This is a genomic window from Haloarchaeobius lipolyticus, assembly GCF_051208015.1.
In the GTDB taxonomy this organism is placed as follows: domain Archaea; phylum Halobacteriota; class Halobacteria; order Halobacteriales; family Natrialbaceae; genus Haloarchaeobius.
Map to the genome: position 1 here is coordinate 287840 of NZ_JBPKGF010000004.1, position 14741 is coordinate 302580.

The following is a 14741-nucleotide window of genomic DNA, read 5'->3' on the forward strand; positions in this document are numbered from 1 at the left end:
TGGACGGTCTATCGCGACGGCGTGAGCGCATCGTTCGGCTGGTGTCGGTGGCACGGCAAAAAGACATATACCCTGGTACTGCTTAGCAAACTGACGAGGTGATGGGCTTGTCCGACCACACGTCTGACGGTGACGGATCGACGCCCGAGCAGGAAGCAGCCGATGGGACGGAGTCCATCGAGACATACGAGACGGAGGACAGCGTCGTATTCTTCGACGCGGACAATCCGCTTGCGTGGCTCGAAGCCACCAAGTCGTTCGCACTGAGCGACCTCGCATAGGCCGCTTCCCCCTGCCGACGGTTCTATCGCAGAATCCTTTTGGCGACCCCCGCCGTACTACGGCCCAGTGTTCAACGAGCGAAGCGAGCACGAACCGGAGGAGCACGACCCCGAGGACGACCTCCGGGACTGGGAGGGAGAACTCACGCCGAGCGTCCGTATCCCCGAAGCGCCCAACTACGAGGACGTCGACGTCCCGGGCGACATCTCGTTCGAGTTCTGGCGGATGGTTATCGCCTTCAACGGGGCCCTGCTCGGGCTCAGCGTCGGCGTGATGTTCGTCCTCTTCGACGGGAACTGGTCGCTCGGTGGCCGCATCTTCCTCGCCGGGCTCGTGTTCTTCGCGTACGGGGCCTACCGGTTCTGGAAGTTCGAGAATCAGGAACGAACCGACGACGCTGACACGTCGGACGATTCCCCGGCAGATTCCGTCTCCGAACCGGACGGACGTGACGACTGATGGAGGCGGGAGCGGAGCCCCTGCTCTCCATTCGTCGCGTTCCGGTTCCCGCACAACCGGAGTGCAACAGTTCTCGGTGGGACGAAGCGTAACAGCCACCCGCATCCGGTGCGAACGACCAGCTATGCGAACGGTCCGTACCGACGACGGGACGCGATATATCCTCGTCAAGCAGTCGAGCGACGCCAGTCTCGTGCGAGACCCGACGACGGGCGAAGAGCGGTACATCGAGAACGCTGCCCTCGAATCCGTCTCCGGGGAGAGTCCGCTCGAGACGGCTGCGGGAGCGGTCTCCCCGGCGGTCAGGCGCGTCCTGACGGCCGTCCACGACGACCGCTCGTTCGGGCTGCTCGTCGAGCTCGTCGACCGGGACGGCGTCGCGGTCAGGGACCTGCTCGGGAGCTACGACCTGTGCGAGAGCGACCTGCACGGGCTGCTGACCGAGTTCCGGGCCGCGGGGCTGATCGAGGAAGCGCGTATCGCCGGCGAGCGGGGCTACGCTCCGACCGACCTGGCACGGGAGGGTATCGAGGCACTTCGGGTCGAGTGAACCACGAAGCCACGAACGAGAAGAGGTGCGGAGGTCGTCAGTACAGTTCCGCGAGCGGTTCGACGTTCCGCGTCACCGTCGACCGGTTCGAGGTCGGGTCCTTCTCGACGTGAACCAGCGAGTCGGCCGCACCGACCAGCTCCTCGTCGTGGCTCACGACGATGATCTGTTCGACGCCGTACTCGCTCCGCATTGTCTCGACGAGCGTCAGCAGCTGGGTGACGTGGCCCGAGTCGAGGAACACCGTCGGCTCGTCGAGGATGAGCGGCGGCATCGGTGCGGCACCGTCGACGCCCTCCGAGAGGAGGCGGTAGATGGCACACCGGAGGCTCAGGTTGAACAGGGCGCGCTCGCCGCCCGAGAGCTGCTCGGGGTCGAGGGTCTCACCGTCCTTCTGGTAGACCGTGAGTTCGTACTCGCCGGAGAGCTCGATGTGTGAGTACGAGTCGTTCTGGTAGACGAGGTCGAACGTCTCGTTCAGCATCCGTTCGAGCGTCTCGACGTTGCGCTGGCGGAGGTCGGCCCGGAGGTCTCGGTACATCTGCTGGAGGTCCTGTGCCTCGTCGTACAGGGACTCGAGCGCGTCGAGCCGTTCCTGCAGGTGGTCGAGCTTCTCCCGGAGCGCCTCGAGTTCTGCAATCTCGCCACGGACCCGTCCGGCGCGGTCGGTGAGTTCGTCTCGTTTCTCGCGCAGGGACTCGAGTTCCTCGGTCGCCTGCTCGATGTACGTCTCAGCGCGCTCTCTCTCCTTTCGCGCCCGCTCGACCTGCGAATCGTCGACCTCGTCCTCGAGTTCCGCCTTCCGCTCGCGCTTGTCGGCCAGCGTCCGGCGGCGTTCGTCGTTCTGGTCGCCGAGCAGTTCTCGCTTCTCGGTGAGGCGTTCGAGTTCGGCTTCGGTCTCCTCGACGGTGGCCAGCGTGTCGGCGAGGTCGTCGAGTCGGTCGAGCCGCTGCGTGACGGTGGACTTTTCGGCGTTCACCTCGCCCAGCTGTTCGCGACTGGATTCGAGCGCCTCCCGCTCTTCGGCGGCGCGTTCTCGCTTCTCTTCGGCCTCGTCGTCCAGCTCGTCCGCCTCCGCCAGCAACTCCTCCCGGCGCTCCCGACGCGCCGCGAGGTTCGACTCCTTCTCGTCGAGCAACTGTTCGAGGTTCGACTGCCGCTCTCTGAGCCGGTCGATCTCGGCTTCGGCCTCGACGAGTTCGTCGGCCGCCTCGAGTCGCTCCCCGAGGGAGTCCAGTTTCGCGTCCAGGGCTTCCAGCCGCTCCTCGGCCTCCGCGAGCGCGTCGCGGTCGTCGTCGACAGAGTCGACGTGGGGTGAGTCCTCGACCGGCTGGCCGCACTCGGGACACTTGCCCTGGTCGAGGAGTTCCTCGGCGTCCTCGATTCGTGCGCGAAGCATCTCCACTTCCGTCTGGCACTCGTTCCTCGTCTGTCGAACCTCGTCGCGCTCGTCCCGGAGCGACTCGCGGTGCGCCTCGGCCTCTCCGAAGTCGACCGGAGCGTCCTCGAAGCGCGCACGAACCGCATCGACCTCGGCTTCCAGTTCGTCGACCGTCTCGCGTCGCTCCGCGATGGACTCGGCCTCCGCCTCCACTTCGTCGGCCAGGTCGGCTGCTGCCGCTCGCTTCTCGGCTGCAGCCTCCTCGGCCTCCTCGGCTTCGCCTGCGAGCCTGTCGGCCCGCTCGCGGTGGTTCGATAGTTCGTTCCCGAGGTCGGCGATGCGCTCTTTGCACTCGTCGAGTTCCGCACGGACCTCATCGCGACGGGCCTCGACGGCAGCCGCGTCGGCGTCGGCCGGGAGGGAGGTTTCACCGAGCAGGTCGTCTCGGTCCTCGTGCGCCGTCGAGAGCGTTTCGCGGTGTTCTCGAACCGCCGTCTTCAGCCGCTCGCGCTCGCGCTCCGTCTGGGCGATGCTCGTCTGGAGTTTGTCGACGTCCTCCTCGACGGACGCGAGTTTCTCTCGCTTCTCCTCGTAGGAGTCGAGCATGTCGACCGCCTTCTGGCGCGTCTCCTTCGCGGTCTCGACCTGTCCCTCGAAGCGAGTAATCTTCTCCTTCGTCTCCTTCAGGTCGGACTCCAGTTCGTTCAGAGTCGCGTGGAGGTCCTTCTCCTCCTTCTCGGCTATCTGGTCGCTCAGACCCTCGTATCGCCCTCGAACGTTGTCGAGCACGTCGTTGACGCCGAGCCGGGCTTCGCTCGCGCGCTCTCTGTACTCCTCCAGTTTGCCGAGCTGGAGCAGGTCGTCTATCATGTCCTGTCGGTCCGAGGGCGAAGCGTGGATGAGTTTGTTCACCTCACCCTGACGGACGTAGGCGCAGTTGACGAAGGCGTCCGCGTCCATTCGGAGGAGATCGGTGACCTGCCCACGGACTGCTCGGGCGCCTTCCCAGGAATCGTCGGGCCCCTCGAGGACACAGGTCGCGGTCTGGGCGCGGTCGCTGGTGAATCGGATGCGACGTTCGAGGTGGTACGACCCACCCGCGTGCGTGAACCAGACCTCGACTTCGGCATCCTCGGCCCCGGTCCGGACCACGTCCTCCAGGGTTCCAGGCAGGGCCTTCGACCCGTAGAGTGCGAAGAAACAGGCCTCGAGCAGGCTCGACTTCCCGCTCCCGTTGACGCCGTGAACGACCGTGACACCACGGTCGAGGGTCACGTCGGCGTCGCCGTAGCACTTGAAGTTCGAGAGCCTGACGCGCTCTATCTTCACAGGTACTCACCCATGGAAGCCTGACCGTCGCTCTCGCCCGTCGAGCTCCCCTCCGTGGCGCCGTTTCCACCTGACGCGTCCGCGGCGACCGGTTCGTCGTCGGTCGAGGGGTCTTCGTCACCGGACGGGCCCGCCTTCTCGGCGTCAATATCGGTGGCGGTGCCATCGGCGTCGGTGTCGGTAGCATCTGCGTCGGTGGACTCGGTGTCGGTAGCATCCGCGTCGTCGGCCTCCGCTGCGTCGGCCGCCGCCGTCTCGCTGGCTGCGGACGTGAACGACCCGAGGTCCTCGTCGACCAGCGACTGGACTCGTTCTTTCACCTCGTCGCGGACGTTCGAGTCGGCGATCTTGCTCGCGCGGACCGTCTCGTCGACGTCGCGCGCGGCCTGGCTCAGCCCGAGTTCGCGAACGCGCTCGCGGACCGCCTCGTCGGGGTCGGCGAACGAGACCTCGACCGACTCCTCGCCCTCGAACTCGCGTTTGTCGGTGACCCGGGCCACGAGTGCGCCGCGGTCGACGGCGAACTCCTCGATGGCCGCGGGAGAGACCGGCTCGCCCTCGCCGGTCACGTCGACCAGGACGACAGCGTCCTCGCAGTCGTACTCCCTGACCGCCTCTCGGACGCGCTCGACGCCCTCGCCGGGGGCGAGTTCCACGTCGACGAAGCGGAAGCCACGGTTGCCCTGGACGCCCCGGCGAGTGATGCTGACGTCGTCGCCGGTCGTGACGATGTTGTAGCCGCGGTCGTCGCGCTCGCTCGCGCTCACGCGCTCGGTCGACCCGCAGTAGGTGACCCAGGTATCGCCGAACTGCTCGACGCCGGGGGCGTGGTTGTCGCCGAGCAGGAGGGCGTCGAAGTCGACGGTGGATTCCTCGAGCAGTCGCTCGGTATCCCAGTCGGCGTGGGCGAACGGCTCGAACAGGCCGTGGGTTACGAGCACCGCGTGGTCGGCTTCGTGGGGTTCGAACTCGTACGTGAGGTCGTCCCGTCGGGAACGCGGCACGAAGTCCAGTCCGTAGAATGCCGTGTCGCCGAGGACGTAGGGCTCGCTTCCCAGACGGGTCGCGAGGCCGATGTCGGCGAAGAGGTCGAGCCACTGCCCGTCTCGCTTTCCCTCGTGGTTGCCGACGACCGCGAGGAAGGGGATTCCCGCCTCAGAGAGGGTTCGGAGGGCGGCGACGGTCCCCTGCAGGTCAGTGAGTCCGGGCCTGCGGTCGTGGAAGAGGTCGCCCGCATGGACGACGGCGTCGACATCGTCGTCGACGGCGTCCTGTACGACCTGCCGAAACGCGCGGAGGAAATCCTCCCGTCGCGTCGGCGAGTGGTACTGACGGTACCCGAGGTGGGTGTCGCCAGTGTGAATCACCCGTGTCATGTCGTCCCCTTTCCCTCGGCGGCGTAAAGTCGTTGCGTGGCCGGGGTGAAAGTGAACGTCGGCGGGACTGCCGCCGGGGGGATGACCACTCGCAGACCGATACACCGGTGGCTTCGTGAGTGGCGTCGAAAGTGGGGCGCTATGGGACCCCGAGGTGGGTAGACGAAGTCTGGTCGACCGCCTTATTCGACGGTCAGGGTGTAGAGACGCTTGCGCGCGTCAGAGAAGGAGAAGCGCGAGTCGACGGCGTCGGCCTCCTCGAGGCGAGTCAGTGCGTAGCGGACCGTCCGGGCCGGGAGCAGTGTCTCCTCCGCGAGCTGACTCTGCGTCAGCGTGTCGTTGTACTCCAGCACCTTGGCGACGAGCTTCGCGCTCGGGGGCAGTTCGCGGACGTCGTCCCAGCTACCGGTGGTCTGTTCAGGCTCTTGCAACTCGGATGCACTCATCGTACACACCACTTTCAGATACTCTCTAATAATACTTGCCCTATAGATGCATTACTATGGGTAATTCACCGCCCGACCTGTGTAGATGTGAGAACGTCCGAATCACGGGACGTAACCGGGGCAATAGGTTGATGAAGCTTTCGGGGCTCCACCCGAAGCCTCTTAAGAATCAGAACCTAATGCAACCACGATGACCGACACTGTGGACGAAGTGGACCTTCCCTACGACGAGGAGGACACGTCCCAGCAGGAGAAGATCGAGGCCCTGCAGGAACGTCTCGAGGTGCTGGAATCGCAGAACGACGAGATGCGAGACAAGCTCCTCGACGCCAATGCGGAGAACAACAAGTACCAGCAGAAGCTGGAGCGGCTCACCCACGAGAACAAGAAGCTCAAGCAGTCCCCGCTGTTCGTCGCCACCGTCCAGGAGATAACGGACGAAGGCGTCATCATCAAGCAACACGGGAACAACCAGGAGGCACTCACCGAGGTCACGACCGAGATGCGCGAGGAGCTCGAACCCGACATGCGCGTCGCGGTCAACAACTCCCTCTCCATCGTGAAGACCCTTAGCAACGAGACCGACGTCCGCGCACGCGTGATGGAGGTCACCCAGAGCCCGAACGTCACCTACGAGGACATCGGTGGGCTCGAAGAACAGATGAACGAGGTCCGCGAGACCGTCGAGATGCCCCTGGAGAAGCCCGAGGCGTTCGAGGAGGTCGGCATCGATCCGCCGTCGGGCGTCCTCCTCTACGGGCCGCCGGGCACCGGGAAGACGATGCTCGCAAAGGCCGTCGCGAACCAGACCGACGCGACGTTCATCAAGATGGCCGGGTCCGAACTCGTCCACAAGTTCATCGGTGAGGGGGCGAAGCTCGTCCGCGACCTGTTCCAGGTCGCCCGCGACCACGAACCCGCCGTCATCTTCATCGACGAGATAGACGCCATCGCCGCGAAGCGGACGGAGTCGAAGACCTCCGGCGACGCCGAGGTCCAGCGGACGATGATGCAGCTCCTGTCCGAGATGGACGGCTTCGAGGACCGCGGCGAAATCCGCATCATCGCGGCGACGAACCGCTTCGACATGCTCGACCGCGCCATCCTCCGCCCGGGCCGGTTCGACCGCCTCATCGAGGTGCCAAAGCCCAACCAGGAGGGCCGCGAGATCATCTTCAAGATCCACACCCGCGACATGAACGTCGACGACGACGTCGACTTCGCGGAACTCGCAGAGATGGCCGAGGACGCATCCGGTGCCGACGTGAAGGCCATCTGTACCGAGGCCGGCATGTTCGCCATCCGCGACGACCGCCGGACCATCACCATGGCGGACTTCGAGTCCGCCTGGGAGAAGATACAGGCAGAGGACGACGGCGACGACGACGAAGTCTCGAAGACGTTCGCCTGAGGACGGAGACCTCCTCGTCACTTCGATTCGCATCCTCCGATTCTCACGACCGACCAGCGCTGCGGCTCTCCCTCTGCACGTGACGAGAGTTCATATAGGAGAGCGAGGCAACCGTCGGCATCACGTAACCAGCGCCGTCCGTCGGCCTCGCGGGTGTGCGGTGCAGCCACGGACGACCCCTCCCCTGGCACCGCCTGTCCGCCATACTGCTCAGAGCCGGCTTACGGGTTCAGCCCCTTCACCGCCGACCGGAAGAAGACGAGGATGGGGATGATCTCCAGCCTGCCGACCCACATGTTGAGGAGGAACATCGCCTCGGCGACGACCGGCATGTCCGGGCCGGTGATGCCCGTCGAGAGGCCGACGTTCCCCTGGGCACTCGCGACCTCGAACAACGCATCGGCGTAACTGAACTCTCCCGGGACGACGTTGACCAGCACGAGACTCGTCGCGAGGAGGAGGATGACCCACAACAGGGTTACGATGGCCGCCTCCGCGAACTCGCGGTCCATCTCCTCTCGAGTCAGGGTCCGCCCGTTCAGTCTCACGTTCACGACCGCGTTCGACGGGAGGAAGACGCGCCTGAACTGCCACTGGATTCCCTTCGAGACGGTGTAGCCTCGGATGATCTTGATTCCGCCGACGGTCGACCCGGCGGCGCCGCCCATCGTCATCGCGCCAGCGAGCAACAGCTTCCCGCCGTCCGACCACCGGCCGATGGGCGAGGACTGGAATCCGGTGCACGAGAGTGCGCTGACCCACTGGAACGTCCCGTCCCGCACGGCGTCGAATTGCGCCGTCGAGAGCAGCGGCACCGGCGAGGGAACCGTCCGTCCGAATCCCTGCGGAACCAGGTCGACGAGGACGTTCTGTGCAGACAGCGCGACGATACCGACGGCCAGGAGCACGAACAGCCACCGCGTCTGGAGGTCCTCGTACAGCTTCCGCCAGCGCCCCTTCGAGAGGATGGCGTAGTGGATAGGGAAGGCGATGGCGCCAAGCGTCATCACCGGGAGCAGGATGGACTCGATGAGCGGAGAGTTGTAGGAGGCCATCGAGTCGTCGGTGACGGAGAACCCGCCGGTCGAGAGTGCAGTCATCGCGTGGTTGAGCGCGTGCCAGAACGCTTCACCGGCGGGAAGACCCTCCGAGAGCCAGATGGCGAGGAACAGTGCAACGATGGAGAGCACCGTGTAGCTGACGAATATCTTCCAGACGGTCCTGACCGTGGAAACGACGCTCGGGTGGATCTTCTCCTCACGCGCTTCGGACCGGTAGAGGGCGTAGCTCCCGCTCCCCGGTCGCGAGAGGATGGAGACGGTGAGGACGATGACGCCGACGCCGCCGACGTACTGGATGAGCGATCGCCACCACTGGACGGACCGGGGGAGCGACGGCTCGTGAATCGCCATCGTCAGGCCGCTGCCCGTCCAGCCGCTCATCGACTCGAACAGCGCGTGCAGCGGATTGCGGAAGTAGCCGAGGCTGGACTTCGTCGCGAGGCCACCCGCGGTGACGAGTGGCCAGCTACTCGTGTCGACGGTCGTCGGAACGTAGCCACCCATCACCGGTTCCGGGGTGACCCACGCGACGACGAAGAACGCGACGGCCCCGAAGACCGCGGTCGCGAACCAGCCGCCTGCCGCGATGACCATCCCGTGTTTCATCATCGGGTCGGGCGCATCCGCGAACTGGGTCCGACAGGCACCGCCGACGGTCGCCGTGACGACACCGGCGGTGAGGAAGCCGAGAGCCGGGTACCACTCACCGAAGACGAGGGCGACACCGACTGTCAGAATCATCAGGCCGGCCTGCATCACGAGGAGCGTCCCAACGTCTCGGAGAATTATCGCCAGGTCGGCCGGGACGCCGCTGACTGTGCGTGTTCGAGCCATCTATTCCAGGCCGTGGTCTGCGTAGTGGCCGAACACGTCCGTCACGTCCGGGGTGGCACCATCCGATGCGTAGACGGTGAGCAGGTCGCCGGCTTCGATGCGGGTGTCTCCGCGGGGGGTGATGGGGTCACCGTTGCCGTTGCGTTCGACGGCGACGATGAGGATTCCCCGGTCGAGTAATCCGCGCTCGTTGGTCTCGCTGAGCGTCAGGCCGGCGATCGGTGCGTCCTCGTCGACGGTTATCTCGAAGACCTCTGCAGTATCGCCGACTCGCATGTAGTCCTTGATGGAAGGGCGCTTCACCGCGCGGTAGAGGTACTCCGAGATGAGCCGCTGGGGGTTCTCCATGGTCTGCACGCCGACGCGCTCGAACAGTCCCATGTGTTCGGGGTTATGGACGACGCTGACGACGGCGGGGACCTCTCGCTCCTGGGCGAGGAGACAGACCATGATGTTCGTCGCGTCCTGGTCGGTCGTCGAGATGAGTGCATCCGCCCGGTCGATGCCGGCTTCGTCGAGCGTCTCGGCCACCGTCGCGTCGTCCTCGATGACGAGGCAATCGAACTGGCGAGCGGCCCGCTCGGCCTTCTCGTGGTCCTGCTCGATGACGACCACCTCGTTCCGGTCGCGCGTCGCGATCTCGATGAGCGGCGTGCCGATGTTGCCAGCTCCCACGACGATGATGTACATTATCCGCGGCTTCTGTGGCAGCGGTCGAAAAAGTACCGTTTCGCTTACTTCGGCGTCTCGTAGTTGCCGCCGTACTTCATGAAGACGTAGGCCATCGACAGGACGGCGACCATGGTGCCAGTCGTCGCGACGCCGATTGTCTTGGCCGAGTCGGGCAGGCTCGGACCGCCGCCACCGCTGGAGGGGGCCTGACCGGAGTCGTTGACGATGATGGTTCCCTTCATGCCGAGACCGGCGTGCGGGTCACACTGGTACTCGTAGGTCCCTTTCGTGTCGAACTTCGACTTGAACGAGAAGCCGGTGTTCTCGACGGTCTTGTGTCCCTCCCAGGACGCGCCCTCGGGCGTGCTCGTCGGGTTGACGTTGTGGTTGTCCGACTTCCAGACGAACTCGACCTCGCTCCCCACGGCGACGTAGAGCGGGTCGTCCGTGCCCGGAGTGTACACGTAGTTACCGCCCGGTCCGACCTCGACCGTCTTCGTCGACTGTGCGCTCACGGAATCTGCCGACGCACCAACTGCGGCGGCCCCTGCAACGCCTGTCGCGCCCTTCAGAAACTGGCGACGAGAGACGGGCGCATCCACTGTGTCGCGGCTCATACGCGGGAGTTAGGAGTCGGCTGTAGTGAAATCTTCGATACGCGTCACAGCCTGTAGTCGTGGTCACCCGTTTCGCTTTCGAGGAACGCTGCGGTGAGGTCCACCGCCGCCACGATGTCGTCGCCATGCGCCACCTCGGTCGGGGTGTGGAGATAACGGGTCGGGATGGAGACTGCGCCGACGGGGAGCGCACCGTGAGACCGCTGGAGTCCCCCGGTGTCCGTCCCGCCGGAGGGGAGCACCTCCAGCTGGTAGGCGATGTTCTGGGCCTCTGCCACGTCGCGGAGCCGGCGGTGGACCTTCCGGTTCGTGATGACCGACGAGTCCTTTATCTTGATACCGGCGCCCTCCCCGAGTCTGGTCACGTAGTCCCACTGCTCGTAGTCGGTGAGGTCGTTCGCGACAGTGGTGTCGAGCGCGAGTGCGAGGTCCGGGTCGAGGTCCACGCCGATGGCCTCGGCACCGCGGAGACCGACCTCCTCCTGGACGGTCGCGGCGAAGTGGACCGTCACGTCCGGGTCGTCGATGCGCCGGGCGAGTTCGAGCAACACGAATACGCTCACGCGGTTGTCGATGGACTTCCCGGAGACGCAGTCGCCGAGCGGCTCGGTTTGCTGGGACATCGTGACCAGGTCACCGACCGAGACGCGGTCTTTCACCTCCTCTTTCGGGAGACCCACGTCGACCCGGACGTCGTGGACGGACCGCTCGTCGTCCTCGTCGCCGCCCGTGTGCGGCGGCGGCGAGCCGATGACGCCGGGGAGGTCGCCGTCCTCGGTACGAACGTTCACTCGCTCGGCCCGGAGGACCTGCGGGTCCCAGCTTCCGAGTGCGTCTATCTCGACGAAGCCGTACTTGTCGACGTGACGGACGAGGAAGCCTATCTCGTCCATGTGTGCGGCGACGACGACGCTGTAGTCGGCGTCGCCCTCGATGGTCCCGACGACGTTTCCCATCGCGTCGGTCGCTATCCGGTCCACTTCACCGTCGAGCTCTCGTCTGACGATATCACGGACGTCGTCCTCGTATCCCGGCGCACCGTGCGTCTCGGTGAGCTCGACGAGCAGGTCGTAATCGAAGTCGAAGTCGGCCATGTGAGTCTCTGGCGCGGTGATCGAATAAAAAGGGCTGGAAAGCTGTGACCGTCAGGATACGTCGACAGCCACCCGCCAGTTGCTGCCGAACACAGTCTACCGCCAGTTCCTTCCGAACTGTCCGTCGGACGCGGCCGCGGGGACGTGCGCGCGGACCAGACCGCGGACGGCCCGCCACTTGATGAACGCGAAGCCGAGGAAGATGACCCCGAAGCCGACCAGCGTGGAATCCTCGACGAGCTGTCCCAGGACGACCCAGCTCATCAGGGTCGCGACGACGGGCTCAAGGTAACCGACGAGGTTGAGTTCGGTCGGGCCGAGCCGGTCGAGCAGCTCGAAGTAGAGCAGGAAGGCGACGACGCCAGAGGCGAGCGAGAGGTAGGCCAGGGAGCCGACGGCCGTCTGCGTCCACTCGATGGCCGCGAACGACTCGCCGCGCCCGACGCTCACGACGTGGAGCAGTCCGGCCCCGAGCAGCATCGACCACGCTTCCATCGTCTGGACCGGGAGACCGGTATCGAGCGGGCGGGTCAGCACACTACCGAGGGCGAAGCTCGTCCCGGCCATGAAGACGAGGAGCACGCCGACGAGGCTCGCCGAGAGGGCACTTCCCGGCTCGGGCTGGACGACAACGAAGACGCCGACGATGCCGAGCAGGAAGCCGACCGCACCGAGGGGCTGGAGCGGGTCGTCGACGTCGAGGACGCTTCCGAATCCGGCCGTGAGGATGGGTGAGAGGCTGATAACGACGGCGGCGACGGCCCCGGAGATGTGGCGCTCGCCCATGTAGAGGAGCGCGTGGTAGGCCGCGAACACGAAGAGGGCCGTCACAGCAGTCTGTACCCATTCGTCGCGGGACCGTGGCCGCCAGCGGTCGGTCGACGCCACCGCGTACGCGAGGACGATGACTCCCGCGACGTCGTAGCGCAGTGCCGCGAACAGCACGGGAGGGAAGTGGTGAAGGCCGACCTCGATAGCGACGAAGGAGGTCCCCCAGAGAGTTGCGAGTAGTACGAACAATCCGCCAGTATCTGGAAGTCGTCTCCAAGAGTTTGCAGAGAGCATGTAGTTATCTGCAACGTCGTGGGTCGCTGCTATTAAACCCTTTCGCAGTAGATGTGGTTTTTTGAGTAAAATATGCCACCCTTGCCCAGAGAGTAGAAACAGTTTCTATATCGAGTTCGATATCGGAATCTGTTCCAAAATAATGCATCACGAACGTTCATTATCGCGGAACACGCACGCTCTCACGATGGACGAACGAGACGTGCGTTTGCTCAAGGCGATCGCCGAACTCGGCACGGGAAGTCCGGAACGGCTCCACGAGGAGACCGGCATCCCCGTGTCGACCATCCACTACCGGCTCAAGAACCTCAAAGAGGACGGCATCGTCGAGAACGACCTCTACGACATCGACCTCGACGCGTTCGGGCTCGACGTGACCGTGATCATCGAGGTCCTCGCCGACTACAGCGGTCCGCACACGGAGATGTCGTCGCAGCTCCGGGAGATAGAGGGTGTGACACAGGTGTTCTCCACGATGGGTGAGACGGACTTCATCGCCATCGCGAAGCTCGGAGACAGCGACATGGTGGGCCGACTCATCCGGAACTTCGAGGAGGTCCCCGACGTCGAGCGCACCAACTCGACCTACGTCATCGACACGCTCTGGGACGACAGCCGTGGGCTGCGGAGCTACTCGCTGGAGACGCTCCTCGAGGAGTTCACCGAGGACTGAGTCACGCGGCTGGACGGCGAGGAACGCTTTTGCCAGCCGACCGTGAACTGTCGACGTATGGATACGGCCGAGCGTGAAGTCAGAGAGCAGTTGCACGCCATGCTCGCGCCGGCAACCTATCCCGTGGCCGACCCCTTCGAACTGGTCCCGACGTTACCCGATGGACCGACGACCCGCGTGACGGTCGGTTCCGCTCGGTACACCGCGATGGAGCTGGCGGTCAGGCTCGCGTCGCACCAGTCGTTCCCGTACGAATCGGTGGACGAACTCGTCGACGACGTTATCGCGGCGATGCGGAAAGAAGAACTCCTCTAGCCGTTCCGTCAGTGGCCGATTTCCGGGTCGTCCACCATCCGGCGTCGCTGCCGGCGGAGTCGGTCCGGCTTCTCCTCGAAGACGTGTTCGAACATCTCTTCGGGTTCGTAGCCGGTGTGTTGCTCGGCCGCCTTGACCGCCTGTGCGACCTCCTCTTTCGCCCACTGGTGGACGGCTTCCTCGTCATCGTCGTCCCAGCCGAACTCCTCCTGCAGGTAGGTGCGAGACCGGTCGAGCGGGTCCTCCTGCAGCCACTCGGGGGCATCGTCCTCGTCGCGGTACTTGGTCGGGTCGTCGGTCGTGGTGTGGGCACCGCGCCGGTAGGTGACCGCCTCGATGAGGGTCGGACCGCCGCCGTTTTTCGCCTTCTCCAGTGCCTCGGAGACGACGTCGTGGACGGCGAAGACGTCGTTGCCGTCGACGCGGACGCCCTCGAAGCCGTACGCCTGGGCCTTCTGGGCGATGGTCGCGCTCGCGGTCTGGCGCTCGCGCGGGACGGAGATGGCGTAGCCGTTGTTCTGACAGAAGAACACCGTCGGCGTCTGGAACACACCGGCGAAGTTCATTCCCTCGTGGAAGTCGCCCTCCGAGGTCGCGCCGTCACCGAAGGAGACGAGCGATGCGACTTCGTCGCCCTTCAGCTTCGCAGCCATGCCGATGCCGGTCGCGTGCGGGAGCTGGGTCGCGATGGGGATGGTGATGGGGAAGGTACGGAGGTCCTCGCCGTCCTCGCGGTCGATGTACTGCCCGTCGCCCAGCAGGTGCAACAGGACCTCCCGGAAGTCGATGCCGCGCTCGACGTACATCGCGTGGTCACGGTACGTCGGGAACAGGTAGTCGGTGTCGGCCAGGGCCGACGCCGCACCCACCTGCGCCGCCTCCTGCCCGCGCATCGGGGCGTACGTCCCGATCCTGCCCTGACGGTGGAGGCTGATGGCTTTCTCGTCGAACGTCCGTGCGAGTACCATCGTCTCGTAGAGCGCTGTAGCCTCGCGCTCAGAGAGGTGGCGATCTCCGACGGCAGACCCGCCCGGCGACATGACACGGACCAGATTTTCAGCCTCACTCGACATAGATATTCACCTGAGAGTCTATCGGACGATTGGGCCGATACGTAATAAAACATCGCCTCTAACAGCATAGGCCGATGATTTCGAAGTAGAACTTATGAACCAG

15 protein-coding genes are annotated in these 14741 nt (G+C 65.0%); 6 read left to right on the forward strand and 9 right to left on the reverse strand.

What is annotated here, in order from left to right:
- Nucleotides 1-101: 101 nt before the first annotated feature.
- From ACSC1Y_RS13785 to ACSC1Y_RS13795, 3 genes are all read left to right on the forward strand, one after another.
- Entirely contained in the window at nucleotides 102-281 is a 180-nt protein-coding gene (locus tag ACSC1Y_RS13785; RefSeq protein WP_435335494.1) for a DUF7331 family protein, read from the forward strand.
- A 67-nt stretch (nucleotides 282-348) separates the two neighbouring features.
- On the forward strand, nucleotides 349-741 hold the full coding sequence (locus tag ACSC1Y_RS13790) for a DUF7322 domain-containing protein (protein WP_435335495.1): 393 nt from the start codon (nucleotides 349-351) through the stop codon (nucleotides 739-741).
- A 124-nt stretch (nucleotides 742-865) separates the two neighbouring features.
- Nucleotides 866-1291 (forward strand): DUF7346 family protein, encoded by a 426-nt coding sequence (locus ACSC1Y_RS13795; RefSeq protein ID WP_435335496.1) that lies wholly within the window; start codon nucleotides 866-868, stop codon nucleotides 1289-1291.
- A gap of 37 nt (nucleotides 1292-1328) precedes the next feature.
- On the opposite strand, the gene rad50 is transcribed toward ACSC1Y_RS13795, so the two are convergent.
- The 3 genes from rad50 to ACSC1Y_RS13810 form a co-directional block, all read right to left on the reverse strand.
- Nucleotides 1329-4001, reverse strand: a complete 2673-nt coding sequence (gene rad50, locus ACSC1Y_RS13800) for a DNA double-strand break repair ATPase Rad50 (protein WP_435335497.1) — start codon at nucleotides 3999-4001, stop codon at nucleotides 1329-1331.
- A complete protein-coding gene (gene mre11, locus ACSC1Y_RS13805) occupies nucleotides 3998-5377 on the reverse strand; it encodes a DNA double-strand break repair protein Mre11 (protein ID WP_435335498.1) in 1380 nt (459 codons plus the stop codon). The genes rad50 and mre11 overlap by 4 nt, the downstream gene beginning before the upstream one ends.
- 182 nt (nucleotides 5378-5559) lie before the next feature.
- Complete coding sequence (locus ACSC1Y_RS13810) at nucleotides 5560-5823, reverse strand: MarR family transcriptional regulator (RefSeq protein WP_435335499.1); 264 nt, start codon at nucleotides 5821-5823, stop codon at nucleotides 5560-5562.
- Between the two features lie 190 nt (nucleotides 5824-6013).
- On the opposite strand from ACSC1Y_RS13810, the gene pan1 reads away from it, so the two are divergent.
- Complete coding sequence (pan1, locus tag ACSC1Y_RS13815) at nucleotides 6014-7234, forward strand: proteasome-activating nucleotidase Pan1 (protein ID WP_435335500.1); 1221 nt, start codon at nucleotides 6014-6016, stop codon at nucleotides 7232-7234.
- Nucleotides 7235-7455: 221 nt separating this feature from the next.
- On the opposite strand, the gene ACSC1Y_RS13820 is transcribed toward pan1, so the two are convergent.
- From ACSC1Y_RS13820 to ACSC1Y_RS13840, 5 genes are all read right to left on the reverse strand, one after another.
- Entirely contained in the window at nucleotides 7456-9129 is a 1674-nt protein-coding gene (locus ACSC1Y_RS13820) for a TrkH family potassium uptake protein (RefSeq protein WP_435335501.1), read from the reverse strand.
- Nucleotides 9130-9819, reverse strand: a complete 690-nt coding sequence (locus ACSC1Y_RS13825) for a potassium channel family protein (RefSeq protein WP_435335502.1) — start codon at nucleotides 9817-9819, stop codon at nucleotides 9130-9132. It abuts the gene before it with no gap.
- A 44-nt stretch (nucleotides 9820-9863) separates the two neighbouring features.
- On the reverse strand, nucleotides 9864-10418 hold the full coding sequence (locus ACSC1Y_RS13830; protein ID WP_435335503.1) for a plastocyanin/azurin family copper-binding protein: 555 nt from the start codon (nucleotides 10416-10418) through the stop codon (nucleotides 9864-9866).
- Nucleotides 10419-10462: 44 nt separating this feature from the next.
- A complete protein-coding gene (locus tag ACSC1Y_RS13835; RefSeq protein ID WP_435335504.1) occupies nucleotides 10463-11512 on the reverse strand; it encodes a M42 family metallopeptidase in 1050 nt (349 codons plus the stop codon).
- 96 nt (nucleotides 11513-11608) lie between these two features.
- Nucleotides 11609-12577, reverse strand: a complete 969-nt coding sequence (locus ACSC1Y_RS13840) for a DMT family transporter (protein ID WP_435335505.1) — start codon at nucleotides 12575-12577, stop codon at nucleotides 11609-11611.
- A 187-nt stretch (nucleotides 12578-12764) separates the two neighbouring features.
- Here ACSC1Y_RS13840 and ACSC1Y_RS13845 point away from each other — a divergent pair, with 187 nt between their 5' ends.
- Entirely contained in the window at nucleotides 12765-13250 is a 486-nt protein-coding gene (locus ACSC1Y_RS13845; protein ID WP_435335506.1) for an Lrp/AsnC family transcriptional regulator, read from the forward strand.
- A 57-nt stretch (nucleotides 13251-13307) separates the two neighbouring features.
- The gene (locus ACSC1Y_RS13850) at nucleotides 13308-13565 is read left to right on the forward strand and encodes an MTH865 family protein (RefSeq protein ID WP_435335507.1); all 258 of its coding nucleotides are present in this window, start codon (nucleotides 13308-13310) and stop codon (nucleotides 13563-13565) included.
- A gap of 8 nt (nucleotides 13566-13573) precedes the next feature.
- On the opposite strand, the gene pdhA is transcribed toward ACSC1Y_RS13850, so the two are convergent.
- On the reverse strand, nucleotides 13574-14638 hold the full coding sequence (pdhA, locus tag ACSC1Y_RS13855; protein WP_435335508.1) for a pyruvate dehydrogenase (acetyl-transferring) E1 component subunit alpha: 1065 nt from the start codon (nucleotides 14636-14638) through the stop codon (nucleotides 13574-13576).
- Between the last annotated feature and the right edge of the window lie 103 nt (nucleotides 14639-14741).

Bases quoted from the DNA above. Each gene is read 5' to 3' on its own strand.
- ACSC1Y_RS13830 (WP_435335503.1), bottom strand. From the start codon at position 10,418: ATGAGCCGCGACACAGTGGATGCGCCCGTCTCTCGTCGCCAGTTTCTG.
- ACSC1Y_RS13840 (WP_435335505.1), bottom strand. From the start codon at position 12,577: ATGCTCTCTGCAAACTCTTGGAGACGACTTCCAGATACTGGCGGATTG.
- ACSC1Y_RS13825 (WP_435335502.1), bottom strand. From the start codon at position 9,819: ATGTACATCATCGTCGTGGGAGCTGGCAACATCGGCACGCCGCTCATC.
- ACSC1Y_RS13785 (WP_435335494.1), top strand. From the start codon at position 102: ATGGGCTTGTCCGACCACACGTCTGACGGTGACGGATCGACGCCCGAG.
- ACSC1Y_RS13820 (WP_435335501.1), bottom strand. From the start codon at position 9,129: ATGGCTCGAACACGCACAGTCAGCGGCGTCCCGGCCGACCTGGCGATA.
- ACSC1Y_RS13810 (WP_435335499.1), bottom strand. From the start codon at position 5,823: ATGAGTGCATCCGAGTTGCAAGAGCCTGAACAGACCACCGGTAGCTGG.
- pdhA (WP_435335508.1), bottom strand. From the start codon at position 14,638: ATGTCGAGTGAGGCTGAAAATCTGGTCCGTGTCATGTCGCCGGGCGGG.
- pan1 (WP_435335500.1), top strand. From the start codon at position 6,014: ATGACCGACACTGTGGACGAAGTGGACCTTCCCTACGACGAGGAGGAC.
- ACSC1Y_RS13850 (WP_435335507.1), top strand. From the start codon at position 13,308: ATGGATACGGCCGAGCGTGAAGTCAGAGAGCAGTTGCACGCCATGCTC.
- ACSC1Y_RS13795 (WP_435335496.1), top strand. From the start codon at position 866: ATGCGAACGGTCCGTACCGACGACGGGACGCGATATATCCTCGTCAAG.
- ACSC1Y_RS13835 (WP_435335504.1), bottom strand. From the start codon at position 11,512: ATGGCCGACTTCGACTTCGATTACGACCTGCTCGTCGAGCTCACCGAG.
- mre11 (WP_435335498.1), bottom strand. From the start codon at position 5,377: ATGACACGGGTGATTCACACTGGCGACACCCACCTCGGGTACCGTCAG.
- ACSC1Y_RS13845 (WP_435335506.1), top strand. From the start codon at position 12,765: ATGGACGAACGAGACGTGCGTTTGCTCAAGGCGATCGCCGAACTCGGC.